Origin of the sequence: Rhizobium mesosinicum, assembly GCF_019511345.1 — a bacterium.
GTDB lineage: Bacteria > Pseudomonadota > Alphaproteobacteria > Rhizobiales > Rhizobiaceae > Rhizobium > Rhizobium mesosinicum.
On sequence record NZ_JAEUAK010000001.1, the window covers coordinates 276,326 to 302,400 of the forward strand.

Genomic DNA, 26,075 nt, shown 5'->3' on the forward strand with positions numbered 1-26,075 from the left:
TAAGCTGCGGCAGGGCAGAAGGCGAAAGCAGGTATCGATGCAGGCTTAGCGGTACAAGAAGGCTGAAGCAGGCCATCTGAGACATTCACGGTGGAGCTTGAGTCGGCAGAAACCGCATGGGGTTCACTGGACTGGCGTCCTTTCGAACCTCAAAATGCAGCTTGGAAGTCCAGGTATCGCCGCTCGTTCCTGAGGACGCGATACGTTCACCACGTGCCACCTTCTGTCCGCGCTTGACGAATAAGGCATTGTTGTGCCCGTAAACGGTAACCAGCCCGCTGTCATGGCGTACCAAAATTGTTGCGCCGAGTTCCTTGAGCCCCTCGCCTGCGTAAATCACGACTCCGTTCTGGGCTGCTAGTACCGGCGTTCCCTCTGACGCCTGGATATCAATGCCGCTGCCTCGTACTATTGTGACTACGTTCTTGTCTTCCAACGCAATTGGCCATTGAAAATCGGCTTCCTCTGTGCCGGCAACAACGTCGGCAGTCTCCCATCCAGCATCAGCCTCATAGACAAAGTCTTGTTTTCCGTCTGGATTGACTGCACGATGATACAATCGTGTTAAAATGGATTGTTTTATAATCTCGTGACCGCTATTGCTCAGGGTCTCAGCTTCAGAGCGAGCAAGCATTTCAAAAATGTTTTCGCTATTGTCACGACGCTGTCGCAAAAGATCGAGGTCTTGGACAAATTTGCCAACATGCCACTTTTCTCGATAATTGGTTCCCCGACAATCCGGTTTCAAATCATACTTTCGCCCGTAGAAAAGCCAGTATTGCGCCTCGATCAAATTCTCGCACGGAACATTCAAGCTTGAGTTCAATGCATCGATGTACCATCTGAATTTGTCCTGGAAATTCTCAGATGATGGATAGAGATATACAGCCTGCATCGTTGCGAAATAGGTTCCTGTATTAGGACCATATCGCCGTTCTCTTTCTCTGGACGCGACAAATACCTTTTCTGCGAGCGCGTGACGCTCCGATAAGATCCGCACTTTCTCTAGGTTGCGTTCCCCGCCCGCGAGCGTCCAAAGGCGAACAGCGTCGTTAAACATTCCTCCAAAATAGTACTGATCGCCAACCAGTGTTAAGAAGCGTGTGTAGTCATTTGTCATTTCAAATTGATAATAAAATGCTCGATGTTTCGCATAACGCACAAAGTCATACCGTAACAACCACGTTGTTCCAAAAAAGAAGAATAACGCCATTGTAATAAATGCAATGCAGGTTCTCGTCGACCTCGTTGAGGTGAAGCCAACAATGACGTCGAAAAGCGAGCTGAAGAAGTAGATGAATGATAATATTATTACTACAAGTGCGATGTCATAACGGAACCGATGGGCCATAAACAGATAATAGGACTCAGGTTTGTCGAAGAACCCGCTCGTGCTTAAAGCGAGAATGGCAGTACCAAGTAAGCCGAGGGCACCGGCCACATATTTGACAAAGCTCATTGAGCTACATCCTCGCTAGGCGTTGGTACCTGCAGCGCTGGATATTCACTTCGTGTAATGATGTCATCGGAGGCGGACGCACCTGCTCCCTCCATGTCGGTGCTGCTCAACTTCCCGTTCCAACGTGCCGCTCTAACTGCGTTGATCATAGTCTGCAGATCGTCACGCAGGTTTTTATTTACGTGAAGGGTTATCCGGTCGACCGCATGTAGGGTTGATTGCCTTAGGCGCATATACTCAGCCGCAGTCGATGAGGGCTGTTCGTCGCATATTTCTTGTGTCTTCGAATTTGGCCTCGTGACGCAGCTCCGAGATAGAAGATCGGCTACAAGTGCCTGATAGTTGCCGAAATCTGCCCACTCCTTGAAAAGCGGACGTTTCATGCAGCTCACATCTGACTGTAATGTATTCGAACGCTCGTGCGCCTCAGCGAAAAGCTGCAGTCTCGTCGCTCGCATTAAACTAATATACTGTAGCGGGCAGCGAAACGCGGCATAACGGGTGCCTCCGACAGAAGGTGAATCTTCGTCAATAGTCCATGGCCCACCTGGGGCGTCGCCCCAATAGAGACCACGTACGTAGCTGTAAAGGTCTGTAAATTCTTGCTGGTTTCGTAGTATAGTATCGAGGTCGTCCGTCAGAATTTCCAGTACGAATATTTCATTCGCGCGGCTCTCAAAACCAGAATCCGTTTTTATATTGAATGCGCGCATCCAATTGGCTAAGCGCGCTACAATTTCACGTGCTTCAATAAGACGGCCTTCTCGAACGTAGACATCGACCGCGGCCATCTTTCTATCTGCCACCTCATCAAATAGCCTATTTAGGTTTGCCTTTTCTACCGACGCGGAAAAGTCTACATCCGTGTCACCCTTCGTGTCTGTATTGGTCGCAGGCTCGATGGTGGATTTCTCGACGGTATTGTGCTTCTCCAAAAAATCATTGAATGCACCGCCGCTGTTAATGGCCTCGTGGGGGTTGGAAAGACTTAGCCAACTTAGAAATACTTCATCGGACTTCCGGGTGTCATACAAATCCGTGAGATGGAAAAAATTCCAAAGACTGTTAAATCGCTCGTCCCCGGTAATTACTTTTGCGTTTCGCAGAGCAGAAACCACTGGCGACTCTACAATATCATCGGAATTAAACTTCCAGTGGTAGTACTGTGCCACGGCGAGAGGAAACTCATAAATCTGGTCCGCGATTATAACCTTATTATCTACTACATCGCTGTGAGAGAAGAAGGTATTTGCGAGACGCTGTTGTTGCGCAGTGTCCGCCAAACGTATCATCGAATAAAAATAACAAACCGCCAATATTAACAGAAATATAGTGAACAGTCCGAACTCGAGGACGCTAAATGGTTTCTTGATGTCTGGCTTAGACACGACCCCGTTCGCCAGGGCTGGCCCCTTCGGCAATGGAAGTTCTGTTGAGCCTTTGTCCTGCGCTGTTTCTCGTTCTTTAAGCAGCAAGTCTTGCTCGGAATTCCGTACGAAAGCATTTGGAGTAGTCGATTGTTCTCCGCGAATTAACCAAGCCGGCAGTGGCGCGTCGGGATTGCCCCAAGTCCAATCGATCCCGATATGATCGGTCGGATCGGGTGGGGGGTGCGATCTGCTATCCACTTCAGCCAGCTTGCGACTACGCCGCTTGCTTTGCGGTGGTGACGTACCACTGGCCGGTTCCGGTGGTTCCAGATCAATGTCCTTTCCGCCTGATTTCGCTTCGCGCTCTTTCACGACAACTACCCGAGTAGCATTGCAACTCTGGATGCCTCAGCGCAGCAAAAATCCTTTCGGTTCGTACGCCGCCTCCCTAATAAAAGGATAGCATAGTACTAAAGCCCGTCAATGTTCGGAACCATCTGACTGAAACAATCCAATCCATGGTCGAGCAAGCGATCAATATATTGTCTGATTTAATGCGGCTGCTCGCGCCACCTTGATGACACGTATCTTGTTTCCGATCTACAAATTGTATTTCTTATTGGCTAGTATGTTGGAGGGTGGTAGGCGTTATGCATTTGGATAACCCAAGTTCATGGTTCTGCCCTGGGTCGACTACACCGGGGGGCAATGGCAATTATTATCCAGCGTGTGAACTTCTGGTAGAGGACGCACGTAACTTCGATCGCAGTGGAAAGATTATTCTCTCAGACTTTTCGTTTCCTAGCGCTGATGCTGTCTATGACGATCGGTCAAGGACTATCTCCAAGCAGTTCCTGCGTGAGTACCTTTCTTATCTCGAGGTGCTCGTCCTTTACGACAAGCTCCTCGTCGTCAAGCAACCTTACGTCGTGACGGCCGAGGATTACGAAGACAAAAGCTCTCCGATCCACACGGGCTTTGCCTATTTTGACTACGCGGGCGACGCCAACTTGAGAGAATCTCTCGACAAACTGCGCGCGCAGGAAAGTTGGATCATAAATACGACGTTCGATTTACCCGATGTCGAGTTTCAGCCGACGGCCTACGCCGCTCAGACGCTCGCCTTATTTGGCATAAATAAATCCGATGACGGCCACATGCTTCACGCTGCGGATCTCTACGAAGCGGTGTTTCGCCTCGGACAGCCGTATGCCGCCTTTGAAGTAGCCCGGCACTTTTCGCTGCCCTTTTATGGCCCTAAAATTGAATATCACCCGCTTGTCCTTCAGATGGAAAAGGATGTCACAGTAGCGGAACGTCACATCGCTCATCACTTCAAGAAGCATTTGGATGCAGGCGCGGCCGCTGTCTTGTCTGAACTGCAAAAATATCAAGAGACCATTTCATTCAGCGCAAGCCCTATCGGAGCTCTGATACTGACTAAAGCTACCAAGCCGGCAGAGATGCTCACTGTCGCATTAGACTTGAGAGATACTTATGAGCCTTTCAGGAAGCACTGTCAGGAACTCGAAAACGCGCTTTTCAGCCCAGATACATCACCGCGTGACAAGCTCAAGATTGTTGCCGAGATAAACCGTATCCTTGAAAAGCTATGGGGCCGCGGAGAGGGTGGAATTGAGCGGCATATCAAATCTTCTGCCAATCTCGTGGACTACGCCATCGATGCTTCAGAAGGTGTATTCAGCGCCAAAAAGTCGATTGAACTTCTGGTGTCAGCGCCGGTCAAGCACGTTATCGATCGCATTCGGGATCGAAAATATCGTTTGCTGTTCGACGCAAAGAACAGCTTTCTCAAACAGAAATCGGTCGAGCAGGCTGTCGCGAAGCTTTTCTCGACGGGTAACAATTTGGCCGAGGTGAACTTTCAGGAGATCACTTGTGAGCACTGGTGGGGCTATCATCCCGATAACGTCGCTCACGACGATAGTGAGCCCGATCTCTTCTCATAAAGCGGGACGGCAGCAAGTTGCGGGGCGCTGTCTGGTCTTGAAACGACTGTGGCAGCCGGCCGTTTTTGGTCACCAGTGTCACCACGGACGTGCGTTGCCAGCGCGAAGCAGCCGTGCGATTGCAGGCCATTTCCCCATGCACTCAATGGCCCAATCAACAAACGGAAGTCAAAACTCACCTAGGCCGCAGGGTCCCTTGCTTGTAGCTGAGCTAGGGAGCCTCTGATCCTGCAGTCGAAGTCACTCGGGCTGGGTCGCATGTATTTCGGCTATGTAACCACCCGGAAACCCCACGATCGCCGACTTTCGCTTCCCGGCCAGAACGGGCGGAACTACGACGCTTGCACCGCTCGCGGTCGCTTTCTCAAGCGTAGTGTTCAAGTCATTGACCTCGTATCCGGCAACTTCCCAGCCGTAGGGGTATGGAAGATGGCCGTCTGTTGCCATGACGGCCAGTCTCCCGAAGTCCGACTCGATCCTGATCCGATGAAATGGCTTGCCGGGTTGCCCGATTTCGTTTCCATCCGCCTGTGTTTCATCGGAAACTACTCGACCATGAGAAAATGCGAGAAAACCGCGGACGAACGCGGCCAAGCGCTCTTTCGAAAGGTAGACCCGGTTTTCGGGCAGCGTTGCGAAAGGCTCGTAGGTAGGCGGGGTCTTGTGCCAGTAGAGTTGCATCTTCACGCCGCCTGGCCACTGGATCACAGCGTCCCGGCCGATGGGATCATCGAACGGCGCGACGATGACTTCCGCTCCGTCGCTGACCGCAGCGGTCACCGCCTTGTCAAGGTCTGTTACCAGATAGCCCGTCCTTTCGTGACCGAACGGATAAGGGATGGGGGAAGTGAAGCCGAAAAGAGAAACCGTTCCGGCAGGCGTTTGCAACAACTGAGATGTCGTACTGCTGTCCGTTGGCGTAACGGTGGCTATGACTTGCTTTGTACTCTTGCCGCCAAACGTCGCAAGAAAGCTCTCTGCGAATTTATCCACATCGTTCGGCGCAACGTAAACATGCGTCGTACTGTATTGTGATCCAACCCCGACCCGGGCGGTTGCGGCGGATGCGGTGTTGGTGGCGAGGAACGTGGCGCTAGCGACCATGCCCCAAATTAGCGCGGAACGAATAGCCGGCATTAAATCTCTCCATTGGCGAACCGACTGCCAGGCAGCACGTCGGCGTACCGCCACTACTTCTTGATGAACTCGAGCACGTCGGCGTTGAACTTCTCCGCCTGCGTTTGTGCGAGACCGTGCGGTGCGCCCGGATAAACTTTGAGTTCGGCGTCTTTGACGATCTTCACGGATTTCAACGCCGATGCTTTGATTGGTACGATCTGGTCGGCGTCGCCATGGATTATGAGAGTGGGCTTGTCGATCTTTTCGAGATCGGCGCTGTAGTCCACCTCAGAGAATTCGTGGATGCAATCGTAATGCGCCTTGATGCTTCCGAGCATGCCCTGGAGCCAGAACGAGTCACGGAGGCCTTCGTTAACCTTCGCGCCCTCAAGGTTGAACCCGTAGAACGGGATGGTGAGGTCTTTGAAAAATTGCGACCTGTCTCCGGCAGTGCCCTTTCGAATACCATCGAACGCCTCGATGGGGGTACCTTCGGGGTTTGCATCGGTTTTTAGCATCAGCGGCGGGACCGCACCAACCATAATAATCTTGGCCACTCGCTTCGTGCCGTGACGTCCGATGTAATGCGCGACCTCGCCACCACCCGTCGAATGTCCAACGAGAACGACATCGGTAAGATTTAGATGCTCAATCAGCTCCGCTAGATCGTCAGCGTACCGATCCATATTGTTGCCGTCCCAGGTCTGGTCGGAACGACCGTGACCGCGGCGATCGTGAGCGATTACGCGATAGCCCTGCAGCCCGAAATAGAGCATCTGGACATCCCAGGCGTCTGAGGACAACGGCCAGCCGTGGCAAAATACAATCGGCTGGCCCTTTCCCCAATCCTTGTAGAAGATGTTCGTTTTGTCTTTCGTCAAGAGGAAAGCCATTGTTGCTGCTCCTAGTTCTGGATGACTGAGTGCCGCGGAAAGCGGGCCGGGAAGAGATAGCCACGTTGCGAGCGCTCCACCTGCTAGCAGCGCATCGCGACGGGTGACATTGATGGAGTCCTTCATTTTCGCTGCTCCAAGTTTAAGCGTTGGGGACGGCTTTAGTGATTTCGGTGCTCCGGACCGTGACTTCCCCTAGCGCGCGAAGGCGTTTGTCGAGCTTTCTATGGAGATCCTCCCACGCCACCAGAACAAAGCCGCCGACCAGTCCGAGATGCTCGAAGAAAGCATTCATAGTCATTGTTCGCTCAGGACCTACGGGCAGCTCCCAGAATCGAGCCGCGAGAAAGGTCGCAATCAATGTGAAGACCGCCAGAAAAAGGGCGGCAAGCCAGCGATAGACACCGGTCAAGATCATCGCCGACATATTAAGCTCGAAGATGATCACGCCAGCAGCAATGAATGCTGCAGGCTCAAGGCCGAAATGCTCCATCTCAAGGATCGCACTTTCGAAGTCGAGCAGTTTGACGACAGGACCCTGAATGTAGGCGCTGCACAGTGCCACCAGACCCAGGAACCGAGCCACTTCTGTTGTAACGACGCGTCGGCGATAGCGGTGATGACGCGTCTCTAATCTTGAACGTTGCATGTGACCTCAAACGGCCCAGCAGGCGCAGCCGAGTGCACCCCAGAAACTCTTGAGGTCGGAAACAGGCGCTTTCGAGCCCCAGGCATCGGCATGGGCATGGCCATGGACATTGCAATCGTTGGCGCATCCGCACGAAGCAATCAGGCGGCGATGCAGCGAGTTCTTGCCGGCGCCTTCAGGCTCGCCCCAGGCGGCATAACCCTTGAAGCTGCGCACCGGCGACCAGTCGGGCATGGCGGGCGGGACCGGGTTTTCATCGAGGTTCGCGAAATCGCCTGATCCATAGACGATCCTTCCGCCGACCATGGTCAGGTCCGAGGTGAGGAAGGAGATCTCCTCTTCAGCGCAAGCAAAGAAATCCTTGTCAGGCACGATGAGGTCGGCGAACTGGCCCTTCTCGATGCGGCCTTTCTTGCCTTCTTCGTTGGAGAACCAGGTGACGTTTTCCGTCCACATGCGCAGCGCCGTCTCTCGGTCCAGGCAGTTGCGGCGCGGATAGATCGCCATGCCGCCGACAGTGCGGCCCGTTATCATCCAGGATAGGGAGACCCAGGGGTTATAGGAGGCGACGCGGGTGGCATCGGTGCCGGCGGAAACCTTGACGCCCTTTTCCAGCATGCGGGCGACGGGGGGGGTCGCCTCGGCAGCACCCACGCCATAACGCTCGACGAAATATTCGCCCTGATAGGCCATGCGGTGCTGCACGGCGATGCCGCCGCCGAGAGCTGCGATACGGTCGATCGACCGTTCGGAAATCGTCTCCGCATGGTCGAAGAACCAGTTGAGGCCTTCGAGCGGGATATCCTGATTGACCTTTTCGAAGACATCGAGCGCGCGGCTGATCGTCTCGTCATAGGTGGCGTGCAGGCGCCAGGGCCAGCGGTTCTCAGCAAGCACGCGCACGACCTCTTCCAGCTCGCCTTCCATTTCCGGCGGCATGTCGGGACGCGGCTGGCGGAAATCCTCGAAGTCGGCAGCCGAGAAGACCAGCATTTCGCCGGCGCCGTTATGGCGGAAATAATCGTTGCCCTGCTTGTACTTCACTGAAGCCGTCCAGTTCAGGAAGTCTTCCTTCTCCTGCTTCGGCTTCTGAGTGAAGAGATTATAGGCGAGACGCACGGTCATCTGTCCGTCATCGGCAAGCTTCTGGATGACGGCATAATCATCAGGATAGTTCTGGAAGCCGCCGCCGGCATCGATGACGCCTGTCACGCCAAGGCGGTTCAGTTCGCGCATGAAATGGCGGGTCGAGTTGACCTGATAGTCGAAGGGTAGTTTCGGACCCTTGGCGAGCGTCGCATAGAGGATGCCGGCATTCGGTTTGGCAAGCAGCAGGCCGGTCGGATTGCCGTTGGCATCGCGGGTGATCTCGCCGCCGGGCGGGTTCGGCGTGTCCTTGGTATAACCGACGGCGCGCAGGGCCGCACCATTCAGCAGTGCGCGGTCATAAAGATGCAGGATGAAGACAGGGGTATCCGGCGCGATCGCGTTGATCTCTTCGATCGTCGGCAGGCGCTTTTCCGCAAACTGGTGCTCGGTAAAGCCGCCGACGACACGAACCCATTGCGGCGCAGGTGTTGCCGCCACCTGGCGTTTCAGCATGTCCATCGCGTCGGCGAGCGAGCGAACGCCATCCCAGCGCAGTTCCATGTTGAAGTTCAGGCCGCCACGGACGACGTGCGTGTGGTTGTCGATGAGGCCGGGAAGGACGCGCTTACCCTTGAGGTCGACCACCTTCGTATTCGGCCCCTTGAGCGCCATGATCTCGGCGTCATGGCCGACGGCGAGGAACCTGCCGTCTTTGACGGCGACAGCACTGGCTGTCGGATTGGAGCGGTCGAGCGTGGTGATCAGGCCATTGTAAAGGATGCTATCTGCGGCACCGGACATTAGTCATTCCCCTGAATTGCTATCGTTGTTCGTCTTTTCAGTCGTCCCTCCCTGGCCATCCGGCATTTGCCCGAACATGTGAGAACTGATCTGGTCCCACCAGGAAACGGGAGATGGATGGGCCGCAAAGGCCAGCACCAGTGGCGGGATCTGTTCACCGACCAGAATGCCCAGCAAGCCGACAAGCGCTATTACGGGCGGTGCTGGGGAGCGAACATTGAGCACCCCGTATATGCATCCGACCAACACACCCACCGCCAGTGAAAGCAGATAAACCCGCATCTATACCTCCGTTGGAAAGGCCGCCCCTTGCGGGACGGCCTTCCTTGTTTACTTGCGATTGAGGCTGCTGATGAGGTTGCCGTAATCCGGGATATGTTTCGCGAAGAGGGCGGCCAGGCCCTCCATGCCATTGCGCCAGTCGCGCTGGAGTTCGCAAGCTACAGCGAACCAGTTGATCAGCTGAGCGCCGGCGTTTGCCATGCGGACGTGGGCGGAGTCGCGCGCAACCGGGCTGAAAGTTCCCGACGCGTCAACAACGACGAATACCTCATAGCCTTCAGAGAGGGCCGACAACGTTGGCATGGCAACGCAGACGTCGGTCACGATGCCGGCGACAATGATCTGCTTGCGGCCCGTTGCCTTGAGCGCCTTTAGGAATTCCGGATTGTCCCAGGCGTTAATCTCGCCGGGGCGGCGGATAACCGGGGCATCGGGAACGACTTCCTTGAGAGCCGGCAGAAGGGGACCGTTCGGACCTTCGTCCATGCTTGTTGCCAAGATGGTCGGCAATCCGAAATATTTAGCTGTGGCGGCGAGCGCCAGAACGTTGTTGCGGAACTCGTCGGGCTGAAAATCACGAACAAGCGAAAACAGGCCGGCCTGATGATCGAGCATGAGGACGACGGCGTCGTCCTTGCGGATGAAGCCAGGGGCTTTCGACATAATGAAATCCTCTTGAGATGATTTTAGGAGACACGGCTTCTTGCCGTGGGGCGAGCCAAACGTATGCGGGCACACGAGGGCGTTATTGAATTGGGGAACGGATCGTAGAAGGTTTTCAGCGGGCCAACGACGATCCACCCCCCTATTTTTGATCGGTGAACCGCATTGAGCTGGCTGCGTCGCTAGCCGGGAAGCTCTCATCTAGAGCCTCATCCAGAAGCGCGTTGATCTCTTCGGCAGACTGAGGCAGTTCCCCGCTTCTCCGCTGCGGCTTTTTTTTGGAGGCTGCATTTGAGTTTAGCGGGGAATTCTTTTCGTTTTTCGACATTGATCCATCTCCTGAACAGGCCTTTAACGGCCGCAGGCTAAGACCACACACCTGCGGAGAATTGAACGGATTCAACGGCCATGGAACGAGCCCTAGCGCCGCGCGATCCGCCACATCCCGGGCGTCATTCCGGTCGCGGTCGCGAACGCACGGGTAAAATGGCTTTGATCGGCATAACCGCATGCGGCGGCGACATCGCGTAGGGATGTCTTGCCCGCGAAAAGCAATCCCTTAGCTTTTTCAATCCTCTGAAGCTTGACCCATCCGGCTGGTGTCTCACCGGTCGTCCGTTCAAATGCCTTGACGAAACGCATTGGGGGCAAGCCCACGAACTCAGCGATTGTTTCCAGTGGAAGGACGGGGCACAGGGAAAGCAATGCTTCCTTGGCGGCGCGTAGCCGATCCGGTGTGAGGCGCTCTCCCTCAGCCTCGAACGGGCAATCTGCCAATCCGTATCGGTTCAGAATGTGCCATGACAGGGCTAGCATCACATGCTCGAAGAATAGGTCGTCAGCGCTCTCGCCGGTTTCGAGAAACGGTGCGATGATCTCGCAGAGATGAAGTAGCTGCGCATCCTCCTGAACAGCCGCGGTATTTATGCACGCCGTAGCGCGTCCACCCTCCCGCTCAACAAGCGTTCTCAGAGCCGCTCTGGGTAGATAGATGTGCGCCGTATCGAAAGAGCTCTCCAGGAGAGTTGTCGGGTCTTCCGAAAGATCGACGATCATCGTCGACGATCTGGACAAGCTTCCTTTGAACTGACTGGTGCTCCCAAGCCAGGTTTCGTGATGCGCCACACGCCGAAACTGCACTGCCACATTGTATGCCGGAAGGGGCTCGAGATGCAGGCTCCGCTCCTGACAGGGAAAACCGTGCCTGAGGCGAACGGCAGCGATATTGGAATTGCCTGCCGAGCGGGCCCCGACCAAAGCGGCTGCATCAAGATGGAACGCTTTTGCAAGCGCATTCCCGTAGGAAGCTCCGATATCAGCTCCGACGGCTTTCGGCTCGGACATGACGACCCCCATAGACTTGTCCAAATGTCTCACATCGACGGACCGGCCTCCACCTGTACGCGGGTATAAGTGGACAGCGCGCCAGCACCGAATTGATAAGGGGCAAGAAAGGAGAGCCCAAATGCATCACGGTGCCTATGGTGTTGAACTGGCGCGACGCTTCAACAAGGATGACGCGCCCTTTCTTAAAACCACGACCCTCAGATCAGCCCAACTTGCCGCGACGCGCGTCACGACCGGTTCCAAAGGTTCTGGCCTCACCGACTACATTCCGATCGAGAAGGCGTATATCGTTACGGTGAGACTTCAACCGATCGCTAAATTCGAGTCCTGGCGGGCCGGAAAACTGATGTTCAATGGCTCGTGCCCCGCTGGATCCATTAGCATCATGAATTTGCAGGATGAACCAAAGCTCAACCTGCCGACTTTCTACGACTGTGTGAAATTTTACATTCCGGAGGTGATTTTCCGCGAACTGGGCGAACGGGAAGACATGCCCCTCATCACCGACCTCCGATATTCGGTGTCAGCACCTGATCCGGTAATGTTCGGGTTTGCCAACGTCCTCGCTCCGCTCTTTAATAAGCCCGTCGAAGACCGGTCGCTGTTCTTCGACCACCTTTCGTTTGCGGCTTATCTTCATCTGGCGAAAACCTACGGAGGCGCGGAGCAGCCCCCCGTTCCTATCGGCACGTTGTCGGAGTGGCAACTTCGTCGCGCAACCGAGATGCTTGCCGCTTCCGTGGAAGAGGGTTGTGACCTACTCGCGCTCGCATCAGCTTGTGATCTTCCCCTGGAGCGATTCTTGCGGGCGTTTCGCAAGAGCACCGGAATGCCACCTCATCGTTGGCTAAGGGACTACAAGGTGAAGCGTGCGACTGAGCTTCTCCAGATGGGAAACCTTCCGATTTCGGAGATCGCCTATGCCTGCGGCTTCTCAGATCAGAGCCATATGACCAGGGTCTTCGTGTCGATGAAAGGATGCACGCCGGGCGCTGTTCGCCGTGCGGCCGGACTATCTGCTGAGTTCGATTCGTAGCTTATCGACGATCTCTTCGTCCTCAAGGACCGACGACCAATGGGTTCTGTATAGGCCCCGAGGATCAATGAGATAAGTCAAGGATGTGTGGGGCATGCTGTAGTTTCCGGCGCTTTCATCGACCCGGCGTGCAAATACACCAAAGTTCGCCTTGACCGCTTCGATGGCCTGCTGACTGCCTGTCAGTCCCGTGAAGTGCGGGTATCGTTCGGACAGGAACTCTCGGAGCACATCCGGCGTATCCCTGGCAGGGTCAACCGTCACGTATAAACCTCGAACGTCATTGGCCCCCTCGCCTAGTCTGTCTAGGGCCGACGATAATCGTCCCAACGTCCTCGGACAGACGGAGCGGCAGTTCGTGAACCCGAAGAAGAACAACATCCACGAGCCACAGTAGCTGAGTTCGCTGACTTCCTTGCCGTTGTGATCGGTCAGTGCGAATTCCACGTTCTCGACGAGCATTTTGCGGCCTACTGAATCTTGAAACGGAAGGAATGCGAGGCCCCGTAGGAGCTTGGGAACACAAGCATATTTTCGGATACCGCTATTTCGTCGCTGCTCGCTTGCGTTATCTCGGCCCCTGCTCCGGACGCCAGCTGCCTCGCGTCGCATGAGAAAGTCCAGGAACGCCCCTTCTCCATCGGGCCTATTGCGACCGATCCGGTTCCACGACGGTTCTCTAGGCGTCTTACCCGCAAATGCAGCGTGGCCTCCTCGGCGTCAAAGTATGCCTGTGAAATCTCGACGTCGTCTGCCACTTCGCGTACCGCAGGTGTTGCGAACCGGTCGCGGGACCACGGTTTGTTGTAGAGGGCCCATAGTCCGTCGGGAACATTCAGCCTGGCATATCCAAGCAGGACGTTGCCTGTTTGGGGTTCAACCAGGAGCCTGTTTCCGTACTCATCGAATTCAGTGTCGTTACGCGGATAATACAGGCCGCCGTTTTGCCAGGTCGGCGCGAAAAATCGGTCGGCGTATGCCATCAGGCCGGCCAATGTCTTCGCGTCTCCCATTTCAGACGCCCAGGCAGCAACCCATCCGAAATCACAGTCGTCGTTTACGACCGTTTCGCCCTTGATACTTGGCCTTGCTACCGACTTTACCGAGAGGAGCCCGGCATCGGCTTCGACGAGGTAGTCCTTCACTTGCGTGGGGTAGTTCTCCTTCACGAAATCGCGGTTCCACATGTTCATGAGAGTTCCCAGCCAAGCGTCGACCCACGCATAGGGTGCGCCGTTCTGCCTTGCGATCCGAGAATCTTCCGACAGCATGATATGATAGTGGCCGTTTTCTCCCGTGCGGCCGAACTCCTTCCATGCGGCCTCGTATTCCCTTGTCACCTGCGAGGCCCGATCGCCGCCATGCAGCAGGTCATGAAGACGGAATCCCAAGATCGCAGGCTGGTTGCAGATCTGGAATACGCAATTGGGCTCGCAAGCGACGCCGATGTACCCGCTTTTGACCATCAACGAATAGAGGTGCTCGTTCAGCGAATTCTGGTCGTACTTGAATTCCTTGGCATCTCCGCCCCAGAAGTAGGACCAGTGGCGGAAGGTCAACGAGCCCGGCTCGGCGTAGAAGTGATCGTCGAAAAGATAGTCGTAAAGTAGCGTAAGCGACTGGACGTACGCGCTATACATGATGTTGTCGCGCCCGACCGGGTCCCACTCCTCCTTGTACTTTCCCGCCAGATGGGCGTTGAAAACGCTCCCGCCACGGCTGACGTTGTGCCAATACATCCAGACCTCGGGCAGAAGGAGCTTCTCGATGAGGCGCTTGAAAATAGGCTGGAAGACCGCCGGCGCTGCCGGCAGTCGATGGTAGTGGGTTAGAGCAAGTGCATACGCCATGTACGAGAGCTGGAAACGATATCCACCGAAATCGTCCTGCCCGACGCCCCGCCCTTTCATCAGGGACCAGTCGTTGGGAAGTTGCCTGGATAGGTTATCGAAATGGCGCAGATGGCCCAGCTGCAACTCGTCCAAGCCCCGTTTGGCGTATTCGCTCATGCTATCTCTCCACCTGAAGTACCGCCTTGATCGTCTTGCCCGAAAGCTGGTGCGCGACCGCTTCGTTTATCTGATCGAAACGGTATTTCGTCACGAGTTTGTCGAAGGGGAAGCGACCCTGCGCAAAGAGATCGATCATCCGGGGAATAAAGATGTCGGGGATCGAGTTCCCCTCGACAAAACCGCGGACAGATTGCCCCTGCAACAATGTGGGGAACCAGGGTAATTCGAGCTTGCGGTCGACCGCCGGGGGAACCGCGACCAGGGCAAGAACGCCGAGCTTTCCAAGAGCAAGCAGTGAAGCCGTCATGAGGCCCGCGTTCCCGGCGCAATCAACAATGTAATCGAATCCTCCGGGCGCGGCGGCAATGAGTTCAGTTCCCAGATCAGGCGTCACCGACGTGTTGATCGGGTTTGTGGCACCGAGCTCGCGTGCGAGTTCGAGCCTGCTTGCCACCCGATCCACTACTGCGATCGTTCCACACCCGCTGACCACGGCCCCCAATACAGCAGCGAGACCGACCGCCCCGCCTCCGAGGATGGCTATGCTTGAGCCGGGTTCGGGACGGAGGCCATTCATTACCGTCCCTGCACCAGTCTGTATCCCGCAACCGAGAGGTCCGAGAATTTCGAGCGGCACGTCGTTACGGACCTTCACGGTGTTGCGCTCCGACGCCAGGGCATAGTGTGCGAACGAAGACTGGCCGAAATACCGGAGGGCGGCCGACGTCCCGTCCGAAAGCTTGGCTGCCCTCTCGGCCGGGTCGGTCTGAAAATTCAGATCAGTGAAATGCTCGCAGTACATCGGCTGACCGGATTGGCAATGTTTGCACGTTCCATCCGAGGCAGGAGCGAGTACGACGTGGTCGCCCTTTTTCAGTTTTGTGACCGCCGGACCTACACGAAGGACAACACCTGCTCCTTCATGACCGAAGACCGCAGGAAACGGCGCACCCAGCGTCCCATCGCGGCTAGCCAGATCGGTGTGGCAGATGCCGACACCCCGGATCTGAACGAGAACTTCATTTCCTACTGGCTCGGGCAGTTCGATCTCCTCGATCGAAAACGGCTCTTTCGCTTGCCTCGACACTGCTGCAACGGTCTTCACTGCGCTCTCCGGGTTTTCTGATGAGAAAATTTGTCTGCTCAAGACGCTAAAGCCGGAGAGCGCGCGAAATATTGGATGGTTTGGGCGTTCATTGAACGGGTGCCGCACCTTCAATGGTTCGGTGAATTGTTCAATACCTGTCGCGTGGCCTCCGCCAGTCTCCCGCAAGCTTCCTTGCCCCCACCCATAGAAAGGAAAGACATGCGGATCGTAAGAACGGCTTCTGTTGCCTGGAAAGGCGGAATGAAGGACGGCGTCGGATCAGTTTCCACCCAGAGCAAGGCCCTTGCCGATCATCCTTATGGCTTCGCCAGCCGCTTCGAAGGTGTCGCCGGGACCAATCCCGAAGAACTGATCGGTGCGGCACACGCCAGCTGCTTTACGATGGCGCTCGCGATGATCCTGGAACAGGCGGGGCATCCTGCAAAGCACCTGGAGACGACCGCGAAGGTGACGCTCGAGTCCGTCGATGACGGTTTCGCTATCACGGGGAGCGCGCTGTCCCTCAAGGCATCGGTTCCAGGTCTGGATGTTGGCACGTTCACCGAGCTCGCGACGAACGCAAAGCAGGGTTGCCCGGTATCCAAGGCGCTCAGCGTGCCCGTTACACTCAGCGTCGAGCTGGTCTGAGCGGAGCAGGAGATGGCCGGAAATACCGCAAGAACCTCCGAAACTGGCAAGGGTCTGTTCCAGGCCGTCGTCGATACAGGTGGAATCACCTTCCTGGCCGATGAGCCGACAGAAGTCGGTGGTCTGGGCACAGGTCCCGGTCCCTACGAGCTGCTATGTGCCTCGCTGGCGACATGTACGTCGATGACTATCCGTTTTTACGCACAGCGTCATGCGATCCACGTCGGGCCGATCGATGTAGTCGTAAAACATGCCAAAAACACTGACGGGAAGGACGTCTTCGATCGGAAGATCGAACTGGCCGACGTCGCAGGCCCGGCTCAGCGCGACGCGCTGCTAAGGGCAGCAAAGGGATGCCCTGTTTCCCGAACCCTGGAACAGGGCTCCATCATCAATACCGAACTCAAGTAACCCAAACGAGGAAACACCAATGAAAATCCTAATGGTTCTCACGTCCCACGACAAACTCGGCGATACCGGTAAGAAGACTGGTTTCTGGCTGGAAGAGTTTGCTGCCCCCTACTACACTTTCCTCGACGCCGGCGCTCAGATCACTGTCGCGTCGCCCAAGGGCGGACAGCCGCCGATCGACCCCAAGAGCGACACGCCAGAAGGCAAGACTGAGCTTACGGAGCGCTTCAAGGGAGACGCGGCAGCGCAGAAGGTTCTGGCAACGACTGTAAAGCTTGCTGACGTTTCGGCACGGGACTTCGACGCGATCTTTTATCCGGGCGGCCACGGCCCGATGTGGGACCTGTCCGAGGACCAGACGTCGATCAAGCTGATCGAGGACTTCTACAACGCAGGAAAGCCCGTTGGCGCTGTTTGCCACGCCCCTGCCGTGCTTCATCGCGTTGAAATAAACGGACAGCCACTGGTCAAGGGCAAGCGGGTCTCCGGCTTCACCAACACCGAAGAAGAAGCCGTGCACCTGACTAATGTCGTGCCGTTCCTGGTCGAGGACGAACTCAAGCGCCTCGGTGGCAAGTACGAGAAAGTCGAGGACTGGGGCGTTCTGGCGATCACCGACGGCCATCTCGTCACGGGACAGAATCCGGCATCTTCCGCCGAGGCCGCTCGGCAACTGCTCGCTCTCATGAAGTAATCCCAACGCCGACGGTGAACTCGTCGGCTTCCCCCTTGTCAATTTGAACAGGAGATCAGAATGCTGACCAAATCACCGTCGACTTATCCGGTCACACACCACCGCACCAAGACCATCAAGGACATCGATATCTTCTATCGAGAAGCCGGGTCGCCTTCCGCTCCGGCGGTGGTGCTGCTGCACGGTTTTCCAACTTCGTCGCATATGTTCCGGAACCTCATCCCTTTCCTGGCGGACGAGTACCACGTTATCGCACCCGACCTGCCCGGCTTCGGCCTGTCGGGCATGCCGCCGAGGGAAGACTTCGAATACAGCTTCGCCAATTTCGCCGACATCGTCGACGAGTTGCTGGAGACGCTCGAAGTGGACCGTTACGTCCTTTACGTGATGGATTATGGGGCACCGACCGGGTTCCGCCTCGCTCTGAAGCATCCGGATAGAGTAGCAGGCATCGTCACTCAGAACGGCAATGCCTACGAGGACGGGCTCCAGGGCTTCTGGGATCCGATCCGCGCCCTATGGAAAGAAAACTCTCCGCAAAACAGGGACGCGCTCCGCCCGTTCATGTCTCTGGAAATAACAAAATTCCAGTACCTCGATGGCGTCGCAGACCAATCACGCATCGATCCGTCGAACTGGATTGTCGACCAGCATTTCCTCGACCGACCTGGCAATGAAGAAATCCAGTTGGACCTCTTCTACGACTATCGGAACAACGTCGCCTTGTATCCCAAGTTCCAAGAATACTTCAGGGAATACAAGCCCCCAATGCTCGTCGCCTGGGGCGCTAAGGACAGCATCTTTCCGGCCGCAGGGGCGAACGCGTTTCTGCGCGACAATCCGGATGCCGAATTGCATCTTCTCGACAGCGGCCACTTCGCTTTTGAAGACAAGGCCGACGTCATCGTCCCGCTAATGAGGGATTTTCTGGGACGCGTGTACTAACGCGGCCTCAAATTCATTCGATTTCTCAACAGCACCGCGGGGTAACCTGCGGGCGCAATCTGCTGGAGTAAAGCAAGTGAGCACACAAAACAAAGTCGTCCTCGTGACGGGTGCATCTCAAGGTATTGGCGCTGGCATCGTCGCAGGTTACCGCAAGAAGGGCTTCAACGTTGTCGCCAACTCCCGAAACATCGACAGTAAGACTTATGGCGATGACAAGGGTGTTATCGCGGTCGCCGGTGATGTCTCAGACCCTGAAACCGCAAAGCGGATGGTCGAGGCTGGCGTCGACAATTTCGGCCGCGTCGACACCCTCGTCAACAATGCCGGCATCTTTATCGCAAAGCCGTTCACCGAGTACAGCGCCAGCGATTTCGAGCGGAAGATCGCCGTCAATGTAGCGGGCTTCTTCTACGTCACCCAGGCTTTTATCGCACGGCTCCTGAAGCAGGATACGCCCGGCCACGTGGTCAGCATCACCACGACGATCGTCGACCAGCCGATCAACGGCGTTCCGGCCGCCCTGGCGTCGATCACCAAGGGAGGTATCGACGCTGCCACGCGGTCGCTCGCCATCGAGTACGCGAAGAAGGGTATCCGCGTGAACGCCGTATCGCCCGGCATCATCAAGACGCCGCTCCACGCTCCCGAAACACATGAATTCCTGGCAGGTCTGCATCCGCTTGGCCGTATGGGGGAAGTCAGCGAGATCGTGGATGCCATCCTCTACCTCGAAGACGCGGGATTCGTTACCGGCGAAACGTTGCACGTCGACGGCGGCCAGCACGCCGGGCATTGGTGAGGTGTGACATGCCATACATCAACGTCAAGTTCACCAAGGGCAGCGCCACACCCGAGCAGAAGGCCAAGATCATCGAAGGCATGACCAATGTCCTGCGCGATGTGATCGACAAAGCACCAGCGGCAACCTGGGTCGTAATCGACGAGGTCGAGTACGAAGATTGGGGCGTCGGCGGACTGCCGGTGCTCGAATACTGGGAAAAGAGCGGCGTCAGCGCCTCAGCCAGCAAGAACTCTAACTGAGGTCAACTGGCAGGTTCAGCCTCAGCAGAGCGCCGCACGCGTTAGCGCGTGCGGTTTCGGTTCAACGGAGAACGATTCAATGAGTGACGCTCTGTCGGAGATCCGCGGAAACGAGATCGTTCGTGATCACACGTCCGCGCTGGCAGCCTTGGTTCGGTTCTATCGCGCCTTCAACGAGAGGGATATCGAGGCCCTGGAGGCGAATTGGGCGCAGTCGGACGAGCCTAGCATGGACAATCCGATCGGCGGGATTCGCCGAGGATGGGGATCGATCCGAGCCGGATACATGCGGCTTTTTCAGGGGCCTGCGACAGTAACAGTGACGTTTCGCGATTTCACGCTCCACAATGGAACCGACTACTGTCTGTTCGTCGGCCGTGAAGCGGGATCCTGTGAGACCCCGGACGGCATAATTGACCTCCGCATACGGACAAGCCGGCTTTTCGTCCGATCGCAGGGCAGCTGGCGGCAACTCCATCATCACGGTTCTATTGATGAACCCGCAATGCTCGCGGAATATCAGCGCGCGATTTTTGGCGCGAACGCCTAGACTCGAAGCAGCGGGGCCTGCTCCGCGATCTCGCAGAACAGAGGTGAGTTCGGGATGAAGTTCACTCTAGGCGACTTACTCGCCAAAGCCTCAAGAAACAGGCGGCCAAAATTCCATCAAGCGGCCGCGATATGTTTGCGTACCTCCGGGTCCGGAACGCCTGAGGCTCTTCTGATTACGAGTCGGGAAACGGGCAGGTGGATCATTCCAAAAGGCCACATCCGAAAACGGGAACAGACGTTCATCTGCGCGGAGCGCGAAGCCTATGAAGAAGCCGGCGTGCAGGGCAAGATCACGAGAGCGCCGCTAGGCCACTACACATACGTAAAGGATCGGGAGAAGCTGCTTTCGGTCGCGGTACACGTCCTTCGCGTTGAGACGGAAGTCTATTGGTTTGCCGAACGAAACGAGAGATCGAAAGTTTGGCTGCATCCCAAAAATGCGGCTTTGATGGTCGAGGAACCAGAGCTGAAAACTTTGCTCCGGTTCCTGGGCACCGACACTGAACAATCGCCGCTTCCAACAACTGAACAGCGCTGAGGTGAAAATGGCCGACAGAGCCGGCCATTTGGATCTTAGCTTTCCCACTTGGAATTAAGGATCGTGTCGACGAAGTTCCAACGCTGGTAGGTCGGATCCATCTTTTCCAGCACATCTGCCTTCACGTTACCCATCGTGGTCTCTGGCTTCTTGATCGTGCCGTAGCAGAATGCCGACAGAATGCCGTGCTTGAACTTGAGGCCGCGGGGATGGCATTTGCATACCTCCTCGCGTTGGTCCTTGGTGAAGTCGTCATATGCGATTCCAAGAACATCCATTTCTACGCCTGCTGTCACCAGGGCGACCGTCGGCCGCTTGTGCTGCGGAATCCCCGGCGTCGTGTGGAGCGCGATCGAATCCCAGACGTCGTCGACATCCCGCTCAGAGACGTCATAGGACTTGAGAAAGTCGCGGGCGGCGTTGGCACCGTCTACCTCAAACCGCTCTGTCTCGCTGGCGTAGGAATCGATGAGCCCCATGTCGTGAAACATCGCACCGATGTAGAGGAGTTCGGGATCGTATCTGAGCTTCTTGCGGTCGCCTGTCAGCGCGCCGAAAAGGAAGACGCGGCGAGAATGGTGATACAGGAGGTCGGTTTCGGTATCACGGACAAGCTCGGTTGCAGCCTTTGCCATCGTGCTGTCCGGGACCCTGATGCCTGCGATCGTCGATGGTGTTTCCGTCATGCTATTTTCTCCTTCTCTTGGGTTATTCAGTCGTGGATGCCCATTGCCTTCGCCACGCCTGCACCGTAGGCGGGATCGGCCTTGGCACAGTTCGAGATGTGCCGGCGTTTCACTTCTTCGCTGGCTCCGTCGATCGCTCGAGCCGTATTTTCGAAAAGCACCTGCTGTTGAGCCGGCGACATCATCCGGAACAGGTTGCCAGGCTGTGAGTAGTAGTCCTCGTCGGTGCGGTGATCCCAATGTGCCGCTGGACCATCGATTTCCAGCGGGGGTTCCGAGAAATCAGGCTGGTCCTGCCATTCGCCGCTGCTGTTCGGGAAATAGCTGGTCGCTCCGCCCATATTCCCATCGGTCCTCATTTGGCCATCGCGGTGGTAACTATGGACAGGGCATCTCGGGGCGTTGACGGGGATATGGTTGAAGTTGACACCAAGACGGTAGCGCTGCGTGTCAGCATAAGAAAACAGACGCGCCTGCAGCATCTTATCGGGCGAGAAACCGATGCCGGGAACGACGTTCGCGGGTGAAAAAGCGGCCTGTTCGACTTCCGCGAAGAAGTTGTCAGGGTTCCGGTTCAGCTCCATCACACCGACCTCGATGAGCGGGTAGTCGCCGTGCGGCCACACCTTCGTGAGGTCGAAGGGATTGAGGTGATAAGTCTTGGCTTCATCTTCCGGCATGATCTGAACGTACAGCGTCCAGCGGGGAAATTTGCCGTCCTCAATGCTGTAGTAGAGATCGCGCTGGTGGCTTTCGCGATCTTTTGCGATCACGGCTTCCGATTCCGCGTCGCTCAAGTTTTCGATGCCCTGCTGACTCTTGAACGTGAACTTCACCCAGTAGCGCTTGTTATCGGGGCTGATGAAGCTGTACGTATGGCTGCCGAAACCATGCATATGGCGGAATGTCTTGGGAATCCCTCGCTCACTCATCACGATCGTAACTTGATGAAGAGCCTCGGGGAGAAGTGTCCAGAAATCCCAGTTGTTCTGGGCGCTGCGCATCCCCGTGCGGGGGTCACGCTTGATGGCGTGGTTGAGGTCAGAGAACCGCAGTGGATCGCGGAAGAAGAAGACCGGGGTGTTGTTTCCGACGAGGTCCCAGTTCCCCTGCTCGGTGTAGAACTTCATCGCGAAACCGCGAATGTCGCGTTCCGCGTCGGCAGCGCCCCGCTCACCAGCGACGGTCGAGAACCGTACGAACATCGGCGTTTTTTTGCCGATTTCCGAGAAGACTTTCGCCTTGGTGTACTTCGTGATGTCATGCGTCACGGTGAAAGTGCCGTACGCTCCGGCACCCTTTGCATGCATACGACGCTCCGGAATGACTTCACGGTCGAAGTGCGCGAGTTTTTCTATAAGCCAGACGTCCTGAAGAAGTGCTGGGCCGCGGGGACCTGCGGTCAGGATATTGAGATTGTCCGCAACCGGCACACCGGCAGCAGTCGTTAGTAGTTTCGGGTCTTTCTTGTCTGACATGGTCCGTCGCTCTCGTTGCTTGCGATGCAAGCACGAAAGCAGGCGTGGGCCGTAACAGTCTTGAATAAAGCCAGCTGCCGTTGAACGCGAAGATTAGACCGATGGCCCGAATTAATTTCAGTGTCTTTTGGTTTTTATTAAGGTCTTTTGCGCTACCACAGGATGCATTACTTAGGTAACCGCCGTGACCACTGAACGAACGGATCTCATTGACAAAATAACGAAATCAGCACGGTCCCAGCTTCCGAACGGGTCCGTCGTTTCGCCGAACCCCGACCACCCTCTGCTGTTGTCTGGGCCCGACATTCTAGTAGGGTCCGAGGGCGTCCTTTTCGCGATTTTCGTTGCAAAGAAAAGCGAGACTAACCGTCCGAAGGAGCTTACGGCGCGCCTGACAGCGACACGCCTAGCATTGCCGGATCACGCGAGATGTCTGGTTGGCGGAGACGGCATACCGGCCGGCTACGGCGTACATTTTGACGGCGATATCGACCAGCGGCTTTCGCCCGCACATCTATCCGATGCCCAGGCTAAAGCTAACTTACCCCTAGCCAAATACACGGAGCTGAATCAAGCGCGCGCACTCGCTTTTTCCCGGTATGCAGCGCTCCAGCATATTCGACGCATGTGGGAGAGTTCAGCCCCTCGAACAGTGTCATTGGAAGCCAAGCCGGACCTTCAAGCGGACACGAAGCGATGGCATGGATCTCGAGGTATCAAAGAATATAAGGGCGTGCTGATCGGGTTAAAGAAAACGGAAGGCTCCAGGAACCTGCGATCCGCCTTGCACGAGTATACCGTGCAAGCCTTCAGCGAAAACTATGATCTAATCGAGGGCGTACCCCAACCACGACGACAGAAGTTCGATCTCGCAGCGATCGACGCCCTGCCGAAGCAACGTCTAGACCCCGACAAGCCAAACCGCGTCGCCGCCTTCTCTGGGTGGTTGTTCACCGACCGCTCAGAGCTCTCAAATCTTGATGAACTGGTACCCAGCACAGAGCGCCTTTACGCCAAGACGCTGGATCGTCTGGAAAAAATGAACCGGCGGAGATTTACGAGATGAGTTTCCACAAATCCCGTGTCGATACTATACGGGCACTTCTGGCGGGTTCCCCCGCGATCTCGAAGCACGCTTCGTTCGGGCCGATCTGCAGTGAGCTCGAAGAGGTCAAGAGCTTGATCGCGATTGCAAAGCTGAATCGCAGGCATCTGCTGGCGGTGCTTCATAGCAGCCGGGCTCTGGACGACGCGCTCAAGGCATTCCTGATCGGGCGAGGTCTCGGAACAAGCAAAAGTCTTGGTGGCTCCCTCACTGCCTTGGCTTCCGCTCCTCCGGGTAAATTAAGCGCTCCTTTCACGATGAGGACGGCATTCCAGAATTCGATTGTCAACGTTAGAAATCGCTACATGCACGAATCCGGTGCTTTCCCAGCCAACGACTATGAGATCCGCACTTTGCTCGGTGAGATCGAGAGCTGTGTCGGTGTGGTGCTATCTCTCGAGTAAACTCTCATCGAGCAAGTTCATGAAAATGCGCGCCGCGTCGTAAGATGACGCAGGGTTTTGTCCGGTTACGAGAGTTCCATCTGCGATAGCCAAAGGTCGAGCGACGCCGGCGGATTGATAAAATGCACCCAATTCCTTGAGTGCACTTTCAAGCGAAAACGGCATCTGATCCACGAGATCTGCACTGGCTTCCTCGGCATCCGAAAAAGCAGTTACGCGTTTGCCATGTACGAATGGCACGTTTCCGATGCGCACTCCGAGAAGTGCAGCGGGAGCGTGACAGACCGCACCGATGTATCTACCCGTCGTCGCGAAAGCATCCAGAAGCGCAATCGACTCTTCATTCAACGCGAGGTCCCACATCGGTCCGTACCCACCCGGGAAAAAAACCGCGTCAAACTCATCCGAGCGAAGATCGGCTAATTCAACGGTGTGAGCTAGAACCGTCTGAGCAGCCGGATCTCTTCTAAATCTCATGGTGGCCGCGGGGGCAACTTCCGGGTCGATACTTTGGGGGTCCAATGGTGGAAGCCCGCCGGCTGGCGACGCTACGGTCACGATCGCTCCGGCCGATACAAATACGTAGTAAGGAGCGGCAAATCCCTCGAGCCACAGACCGGTTTTTCGGCCTGTGGCTCCGAGATCAGAATGCGATGTCGCCACCATTAGAATGTGTGGCTTTCGGGCCATGAAACCTACCCCTTCGCGATTTGTTGCTTGCGGAATTCCTCAACGGGCAGTCCCCCCACGCCCCAACTGTCCATCTCGACTTCTTCGATCACCACGAAGGTCGCCGATTGAGGCTTGGCGAGGACATCGAGGAGCAGATCGCTCACACCCTTGATCAACTTCGCCTTCTGCTCGGCAGTCGTTTGAGTTGCACCGGGAGCGGTGCCTTCGCGGGTCACCTGGATTTTGACGTACGGCATCTTTTCTCTCCTCTAACGGTGCGGCGGAGCACCCGCCGCACCGACTGCCCCTTCGATTACCAACGGCCTGCGTGCTGGCCACCATCCACGTGCAGCGTCTCGCCCGTGACGAACCCGGCGTCCTCGAGGTAGAGAACGGCGTGTGCAATTTCCTCGACCTCGCCCATACGACCGACCGGATGAAGGTTCGAGAGGAAGCCATGATTTTCGGCGGGATGCATCGGGGTCTTGATGATGCCAGGAGATACGGCGTTCACGCGGATGCCCTTGGAAGCATATTCGATAGCGAGAGAACGCGTTGCGGCGTCCAGACCACCCTTCGTGAGGGACGCGAGAACCGACGGAACGCCGGAGATTGGCTGGTCAACGAGCGTGGTCGTGATCTGCACGATGTGACCGCTGCTGCGCTTCAACATTTCTGCCGCGGCGAATTGGGTTACGTAGAAGAAGCCGGACAGGTTTACGTCGAGGACGTTCTTGTAATCTTCGATTGTGTAATCGGTAAAATTCTTGGCAATGAAAATGCCGGCATTGTTGATCAACGTATCGACGCGACCGAAACGATCGACGGCGGTCTTCACCACTCGCTCGGCGACCGAACGATCCCCGATGTTGCCATCTACGGCGACGATATTGTTGTCTGCCGACTGCTTGATATTGCGTGAGTTCGCGACGATGGAATAACCGCGGTCGCGGTAGGCCTTGACGATGGATGCGCCAATGCCCTGCGATGCACCGGTGATGATAGCGACTTTGTTTTCGGCACTCATTTCAATTTCTCTCTATAAGACCGGGGCACACAGAGGTGCTCGCGGCGGCGACGCCGCCGGCTCTTCGGTCGGTTGTCTTGTCGGTTCATGGCGG

30 protein-coding genes are annotated in these 26,075 nt (G+C 56.1%); 12 read left to right on the top strand and 18 right to left on the bottom strand.

Translation table 11 applies throughout. The features are described from left to right. Positions 1-85 precede the first annotated feature (85 nt). Both JNB85_RS31050 and JNB85_RS01340 read right to left on the bottom strand, forming a co-directional pair. Complete coding sequence (locus JNB85_RS31050; protein WP_338050295.1) at positions 86-1,459, bottom strand: peptidoglycan DD-metalloendopeptidase family protein; 1,374 nt, start codon at positions 1,457-1,459, stop codon at positions 86-88. Beyond that, complete coding sequence (locus JNB85_RS01340; RefSeq protein WP_220332591.1) at positions 1,456-3,201, bottom strand: hypothetical protein; 1,746 nt, start codon at positions 3,199-3,201, stop codon at positions 1,456-1,458. The genes JNB85_RS31050 and JNB85_RS01340 overlap by 4 nt, the downstream gene beginning before the upstream one ends. Before the next feature lie 278 nt (positions 3,202-3,479). Here JNB85_RS01340 and JNB85_RS01345 point away from each other — a divergent pair, with 278 nt between their 5' ends. Further along, positions 3,480-4,799, top strand: coding sequence for a hypothetical protein (locus JNB85_RS01345; protein ID WP_220332592.1), 1,320 nt, complete (start codon positions 3,480-3,482; stop codon positions 4,797-4,799). A gap of 240 nt (positions 4,800-5,039) precedes the next feature. On the opposite strand, the gene JNB85_RS01350 is transcribed toward JNB85_RS01345, so the two are convergent. From JNB85_RS01350 to JNB85_RS01385, 8 genes are all read right to left on the bottom strand, one after another. After that, positions 5,040-5,936, bottom strand: coding sequence for a VOC family protein (locus JNB85_RS01350; RefSeq protein ID WP_223216392.1), 897 nt, complete (start codon positions 5,934-5,936; stop codon positions 5,040-5,042). A 53-nt stretch (positions 5,937-5,989) separates the two neighbouring features. Next, positions 5,990-6,811, bottom strand: coding sequence for an alpha/beta fold hydrolase (locus JNB85_RS01355; RefSeq protein WP_223216411.1), 822 nt, complete (start codon positions 6,809-6,811; stop codon positions 5,990-5,992). 142 nt (positions 6,812-6,953) lie between these two features. Beyond that, the gene (locus tag JNB85_RS01360; protein WP_220332594.1) at positions 6,954-7,460 is read right to left on the bottom strand and encodes a DoxX family protein; all 507 of its coding nucleotides are present in this window, start codon (positions 7,458-7,460) and stop codon (positions 6,954-6,956) included. Positions 7,461-7,466: 6 nt separating this feature from the next. Beyond that, the gene (locus JNB85_RS01365; protein WP_220332595.1) at positions 7,467-9,350 is read right to left on the bottom strand and encodes an amidohydrolase; all 1,884 of its coding nucleotides are present in this window, start codon (positions 9,348-9,350) and stop codon (positions 7,467-7,469) included. Between the two features lie 3 nt (positions 9,351-9,353). Continuing rightward, positions 9,354-9,632 (bottom strand): XapX domain-containing protein, encoded by a 279-nt coding sequence (locus tag JNB85_RS01370; protein ID WP_220332596.1) that lies wholly within the window; start codon positions 9,630-9,632, stop codon positions 9,354-9,356. Positions 9,633-9,680: 48 nt separating this feature from the next. Then, positions 9,681-10,295, bottom strand: a complete 615-nt coding sequence (gene ycaC, locus JNB85_RS01375; protein WP_220332597.1) for an isochorismate family cysteine hydrolase YcaC — start codon at positions 10,293-10,295, stop codon at positions 9,681-9,683. Between the two features lie 142 nt (positions 10,296-10,437). Next, positions 10,438-10,623 (bottom strand): hypothetical protein, encoded by a 186-nt coding sequence (locus JNB85_RS01380; RefSeq protein WP_220332598.1) that lies wholly within the window; start codon positions 10,621-10,623, stop codon positions 10,438-10,440. Between the two features lie 92 nt (positions 10,624-10,715). Further along, on the bottom strand, positions 10,716-11,639 hold the full coding sequence (locus JNB85_RS01385; protein ID WP_220332599.1) for a helix-turn-helix domain-containing protein: 924 nt from the start codon (positions 11,637-11,639) through the stop codon (positions 10,716-10,718). Between the two features lie 121 nt (positions 11,640-11,760). Between JNB85_RS01385 and JNB85_RS01390 the strand changes: the two genes are divergently transcribed. Then, entirely contained in the window at positions 11,761-12,678 is a 918-nt protein-coding gene (locus JNB85_RS01390) for a helix-turn-helix domain-containing protein (protein ID WP_220332600.1), read from the top strand. Here JNB85_RS01390 and JNB85_RS01395 read toward each other — a convergent pair. From JNB85_RS01395 to JNB85_RS01405, 3 genes are read right to left on the bottom strand one after another with little or no spacing between them, the layout of a single operon-like run. Beyond that, positions 12,655-13,140: an SCO family protein gene (locus JNB85_RS01395; RefSeq protein WP_220332601.1), complete on the bottom strand. Its 486-nt coding sequence runs from the start codon at positions 13,138-13,140 to the stop codon at positions 12,655-12,657. The genes JNB85_RS01390 and JNB85_RS01395 overlap by 24 nt on opposite strands. Positions 13,141-13,148: 8 nt before the next feature. Continuing rightward, positions 13,149-14,687 carry a linalool dehydratase/isomerase domain-containing protein gene (locus tag JNB85_RS01400; protein ID WP_220332602.1) on the bottom strand — a complete coding sequence of 513 codons (1,539 nt, stop codon included), beginning with the start codon at positions 14,685-14,687 and terminating at the stop codon, positions 13,149-13,151. Between the two features lies 1 nt (position 14,688). Next, positions 14,689-15,795, bottom strand: a complete 1,107-nt coding sequence (locus JNB85_RS01405; RefSeq protein WP_220332603.1) for an NAD(P)-dependent alcohol dehydrogenase — start codon at positions 15,793-15,795, stop codon at positions 14,689-14,691. A 201-nt stretch (positions 15,796-15,996) separates the two neighbouring features. Here JNB85_RS01405 and JNB85_RS01410 point away from each other — a divergent pair, with 201 nt between their 5' ends. The 8 genes from JNB85_RS01410 to JNB85_RS01445 all read left to right on the top strand — a co-directional run bounded on the left by JNB85_RS01410 (position 15,997) and on the right by JNB85_RS01445 (position 20,609). Beyond that, on the top strand, positions 15,997-16,425 hold the full coding sequence (locus JNB85_RS01410) for an OsmC family protein (protein ID WP_220333085.1): 429 nt from the start codon (positions 15,997-15,999) through the stop codon (positions 16,423-16,425). A 12-nt stretch (positions 16,426-16,437) separates the two neighbouring features. Next, the gene (locus JNB85_RS01415) at positions 16,438-16,836 is read left to right on the top strand and encodes an OsmC family protein (RefSeq protein ID WP_220332604.1); all 399 of its coding nucleotides are present in this window, start codon (positions 16,438-16,440) and stop codon (positions 16,834-16,836) included. A gap of 19 nt (positions 16,837-16,855) precedes the next feature. Further along, a complete protein-coding gene (locus JNB85_RS01420) occupies positions 16,856-17,530 on the top strand; it encodes a type 1 glutamine amidotransferase domain-containing protein (protein ID WP_220332605.1) in 675 nt (224 codons plus the stop codon). A gap of 60 nt (positions 17,531-17,590) precedes the next feature. Beyond that, positions 17,591-18,475 carry an alpha/beta fold hydrolase gene (locus JNB85_RS01425; protein WP_220332606.1) on the top strand — a complete coding sequence of 295 codons (885 nt, stop codon included), beginning with the start codon at positions 17,591-17,593 and terminating at the stop codon, positions 18,473-18,475. 76 nt (positions 18,476-18,551) lie between these two features. After that, positions 18,552-19,277, top strand: a complete 726-nt coding sequence (locus JNB85_RS01430) for an SDR family NAD(P)-dependent oxidoreductase (RefSeq protein WP_220332607.1) — start codon at positions 18,552-18,554, stop codon at positions 19,275-19,277. Between the two features lie 8 nt (positions 19,278-19,285). Beyond that, positions 19,286-19,519, top strand: a complete 234-nt coding sequence (locus JNB85_RS01435; protein WP_220332608.1) for a tautomerase family protein — start codon at positions 19,286-19,288, stop codon at positions 19,517-19,519. A gap of 79 nt (positions 19,520-19,598) precedes the next feature. Then, positions 19,599-20,069: a YybH family protein gene (locus JNB85_RS01440; RefSeq protein ID WP_220332609.1), complete on the top strand. Its 471-nt coding sequence runs from the start codon at positions 19,599-19,601 to the stop codon at positions 20,067-20,069. Positions 20,070-20,123: 54 nt separating this feature from the next. Beyond that, entirely contained in the window at positions 20,124-20,609 is a 486-nt protein-coding gene (locus JNB85_RS01445) for an NUDIX hydrolase (protein ID WP_220332610.1), read from the top strand. 35 nt (positions 20,610-20,644) lie between these two features. Here the strand turns inward: JNB85_RS01445 and JNB85_RS01450 are convergent, their stop codons facing one another. Both JNB85_RS01450 and JNB85_RS01455 read right to left on the bottom strand, forming a co-directional pair. Beyond that, on the bottom strand, positions 20,645-21,295 hold the full coding sequence (locus JNB85_RS01450; RefSeq protein ID WP_220332611.1) for an HD domain-containing protein: 651 nt from the start codon (positions 21,293-21,295) through the stop codon (positions 20,645-20,647). Between the two features lie 26 nt (positions 21,296-21,321). Further along, complete coding sequence (locus tag JNB85_RS01455; protein ID WP_220332612.1) at positions 21,322-22,773, bottom strand: catalase; 1,452 nt, start codon at positions 22,771-22,773, stop codon at positions 21,322-21,324. Between the two features lie 184 nt (positions 22,774-22,957). Here JNB85_RS01455 and JNB85_RS01460 point away from each other — a divergent pair, with 184 nt between their 5' ends. Further along, positions 22,958-23,839, top strand: a complete 882-nt coding sequence (locus JNB85_RS01460; protein ID WP_220332613.1) for a hypothetical protein — start codon at positions 22,958-22,960, stop codon at positions 23,837-23,839. Further along, entirely contained in the window at positions 23,836-24,282 is a 447-nt protein-coding gene (locus tag JNB85_RS01465) for a hypothetical protein (RefSeq protein WP_220332614.1), read from the top strand. The genes JNB85_RS01460 and JNB85_RS01465 overlap by 4 nt, the downstream gene beginning before the upstream one ends. On the opposite strand, the gene JNB85_RS01470 is transcribed toward JNB85_RS01465, so the two are convergent. The 3 genes from JNB85_RS01470 to JNB85_RS01480 are packed head-to-tail and all read right to left on the bottom strand — an operon-like array spanning position 24,268 to position 25,981. Continuing rightward, complete coding sequence (locus tag JNB85_RS01470) at positions 24,268-24,972, bottom strand: type 1 glutamine amidotransferase domain-containing protein (protein ID WP_220332615.1); 705 nt, start codon at positions 24,970-24,972, stop codon at positions 24,268-24,270. The two genes, JNB85_RS01465 and JNB85_RS01470, sit on opposite strands and share 15 nt — an antisense overlap. Before the next feature lie 5 nt (positions 24,973-24,977). Beyond that, positions 24,978-25,211 carry a tautomerase family protein gene (locus JNB85_RS01475; RefSeq protein ID WP_220332616.1) on the bottom strand — a complete coding sequence of 78 codons (234 nt, stop codon included), beginning with the start codon at positions 25,209-25,211 and terminating at the stop codon, positions 24,978-24,980. A gap of 56 nt (positions 25,212-25,267) precedes the next feature. Then, positions 25,268-25,981 (bottom strand): SDR family NAD(P)-dependent oxidoreductase, encoded by a 714-nt coding sequence (locus JNB85_RS01480; protein ID WP_220332617.1) that lies wholly within the window; start codon positions 25,979-25,981, stop codon positions 25,268-25,270. Positions 25,982-26,075: the final 94 nt, after the last annotated feature.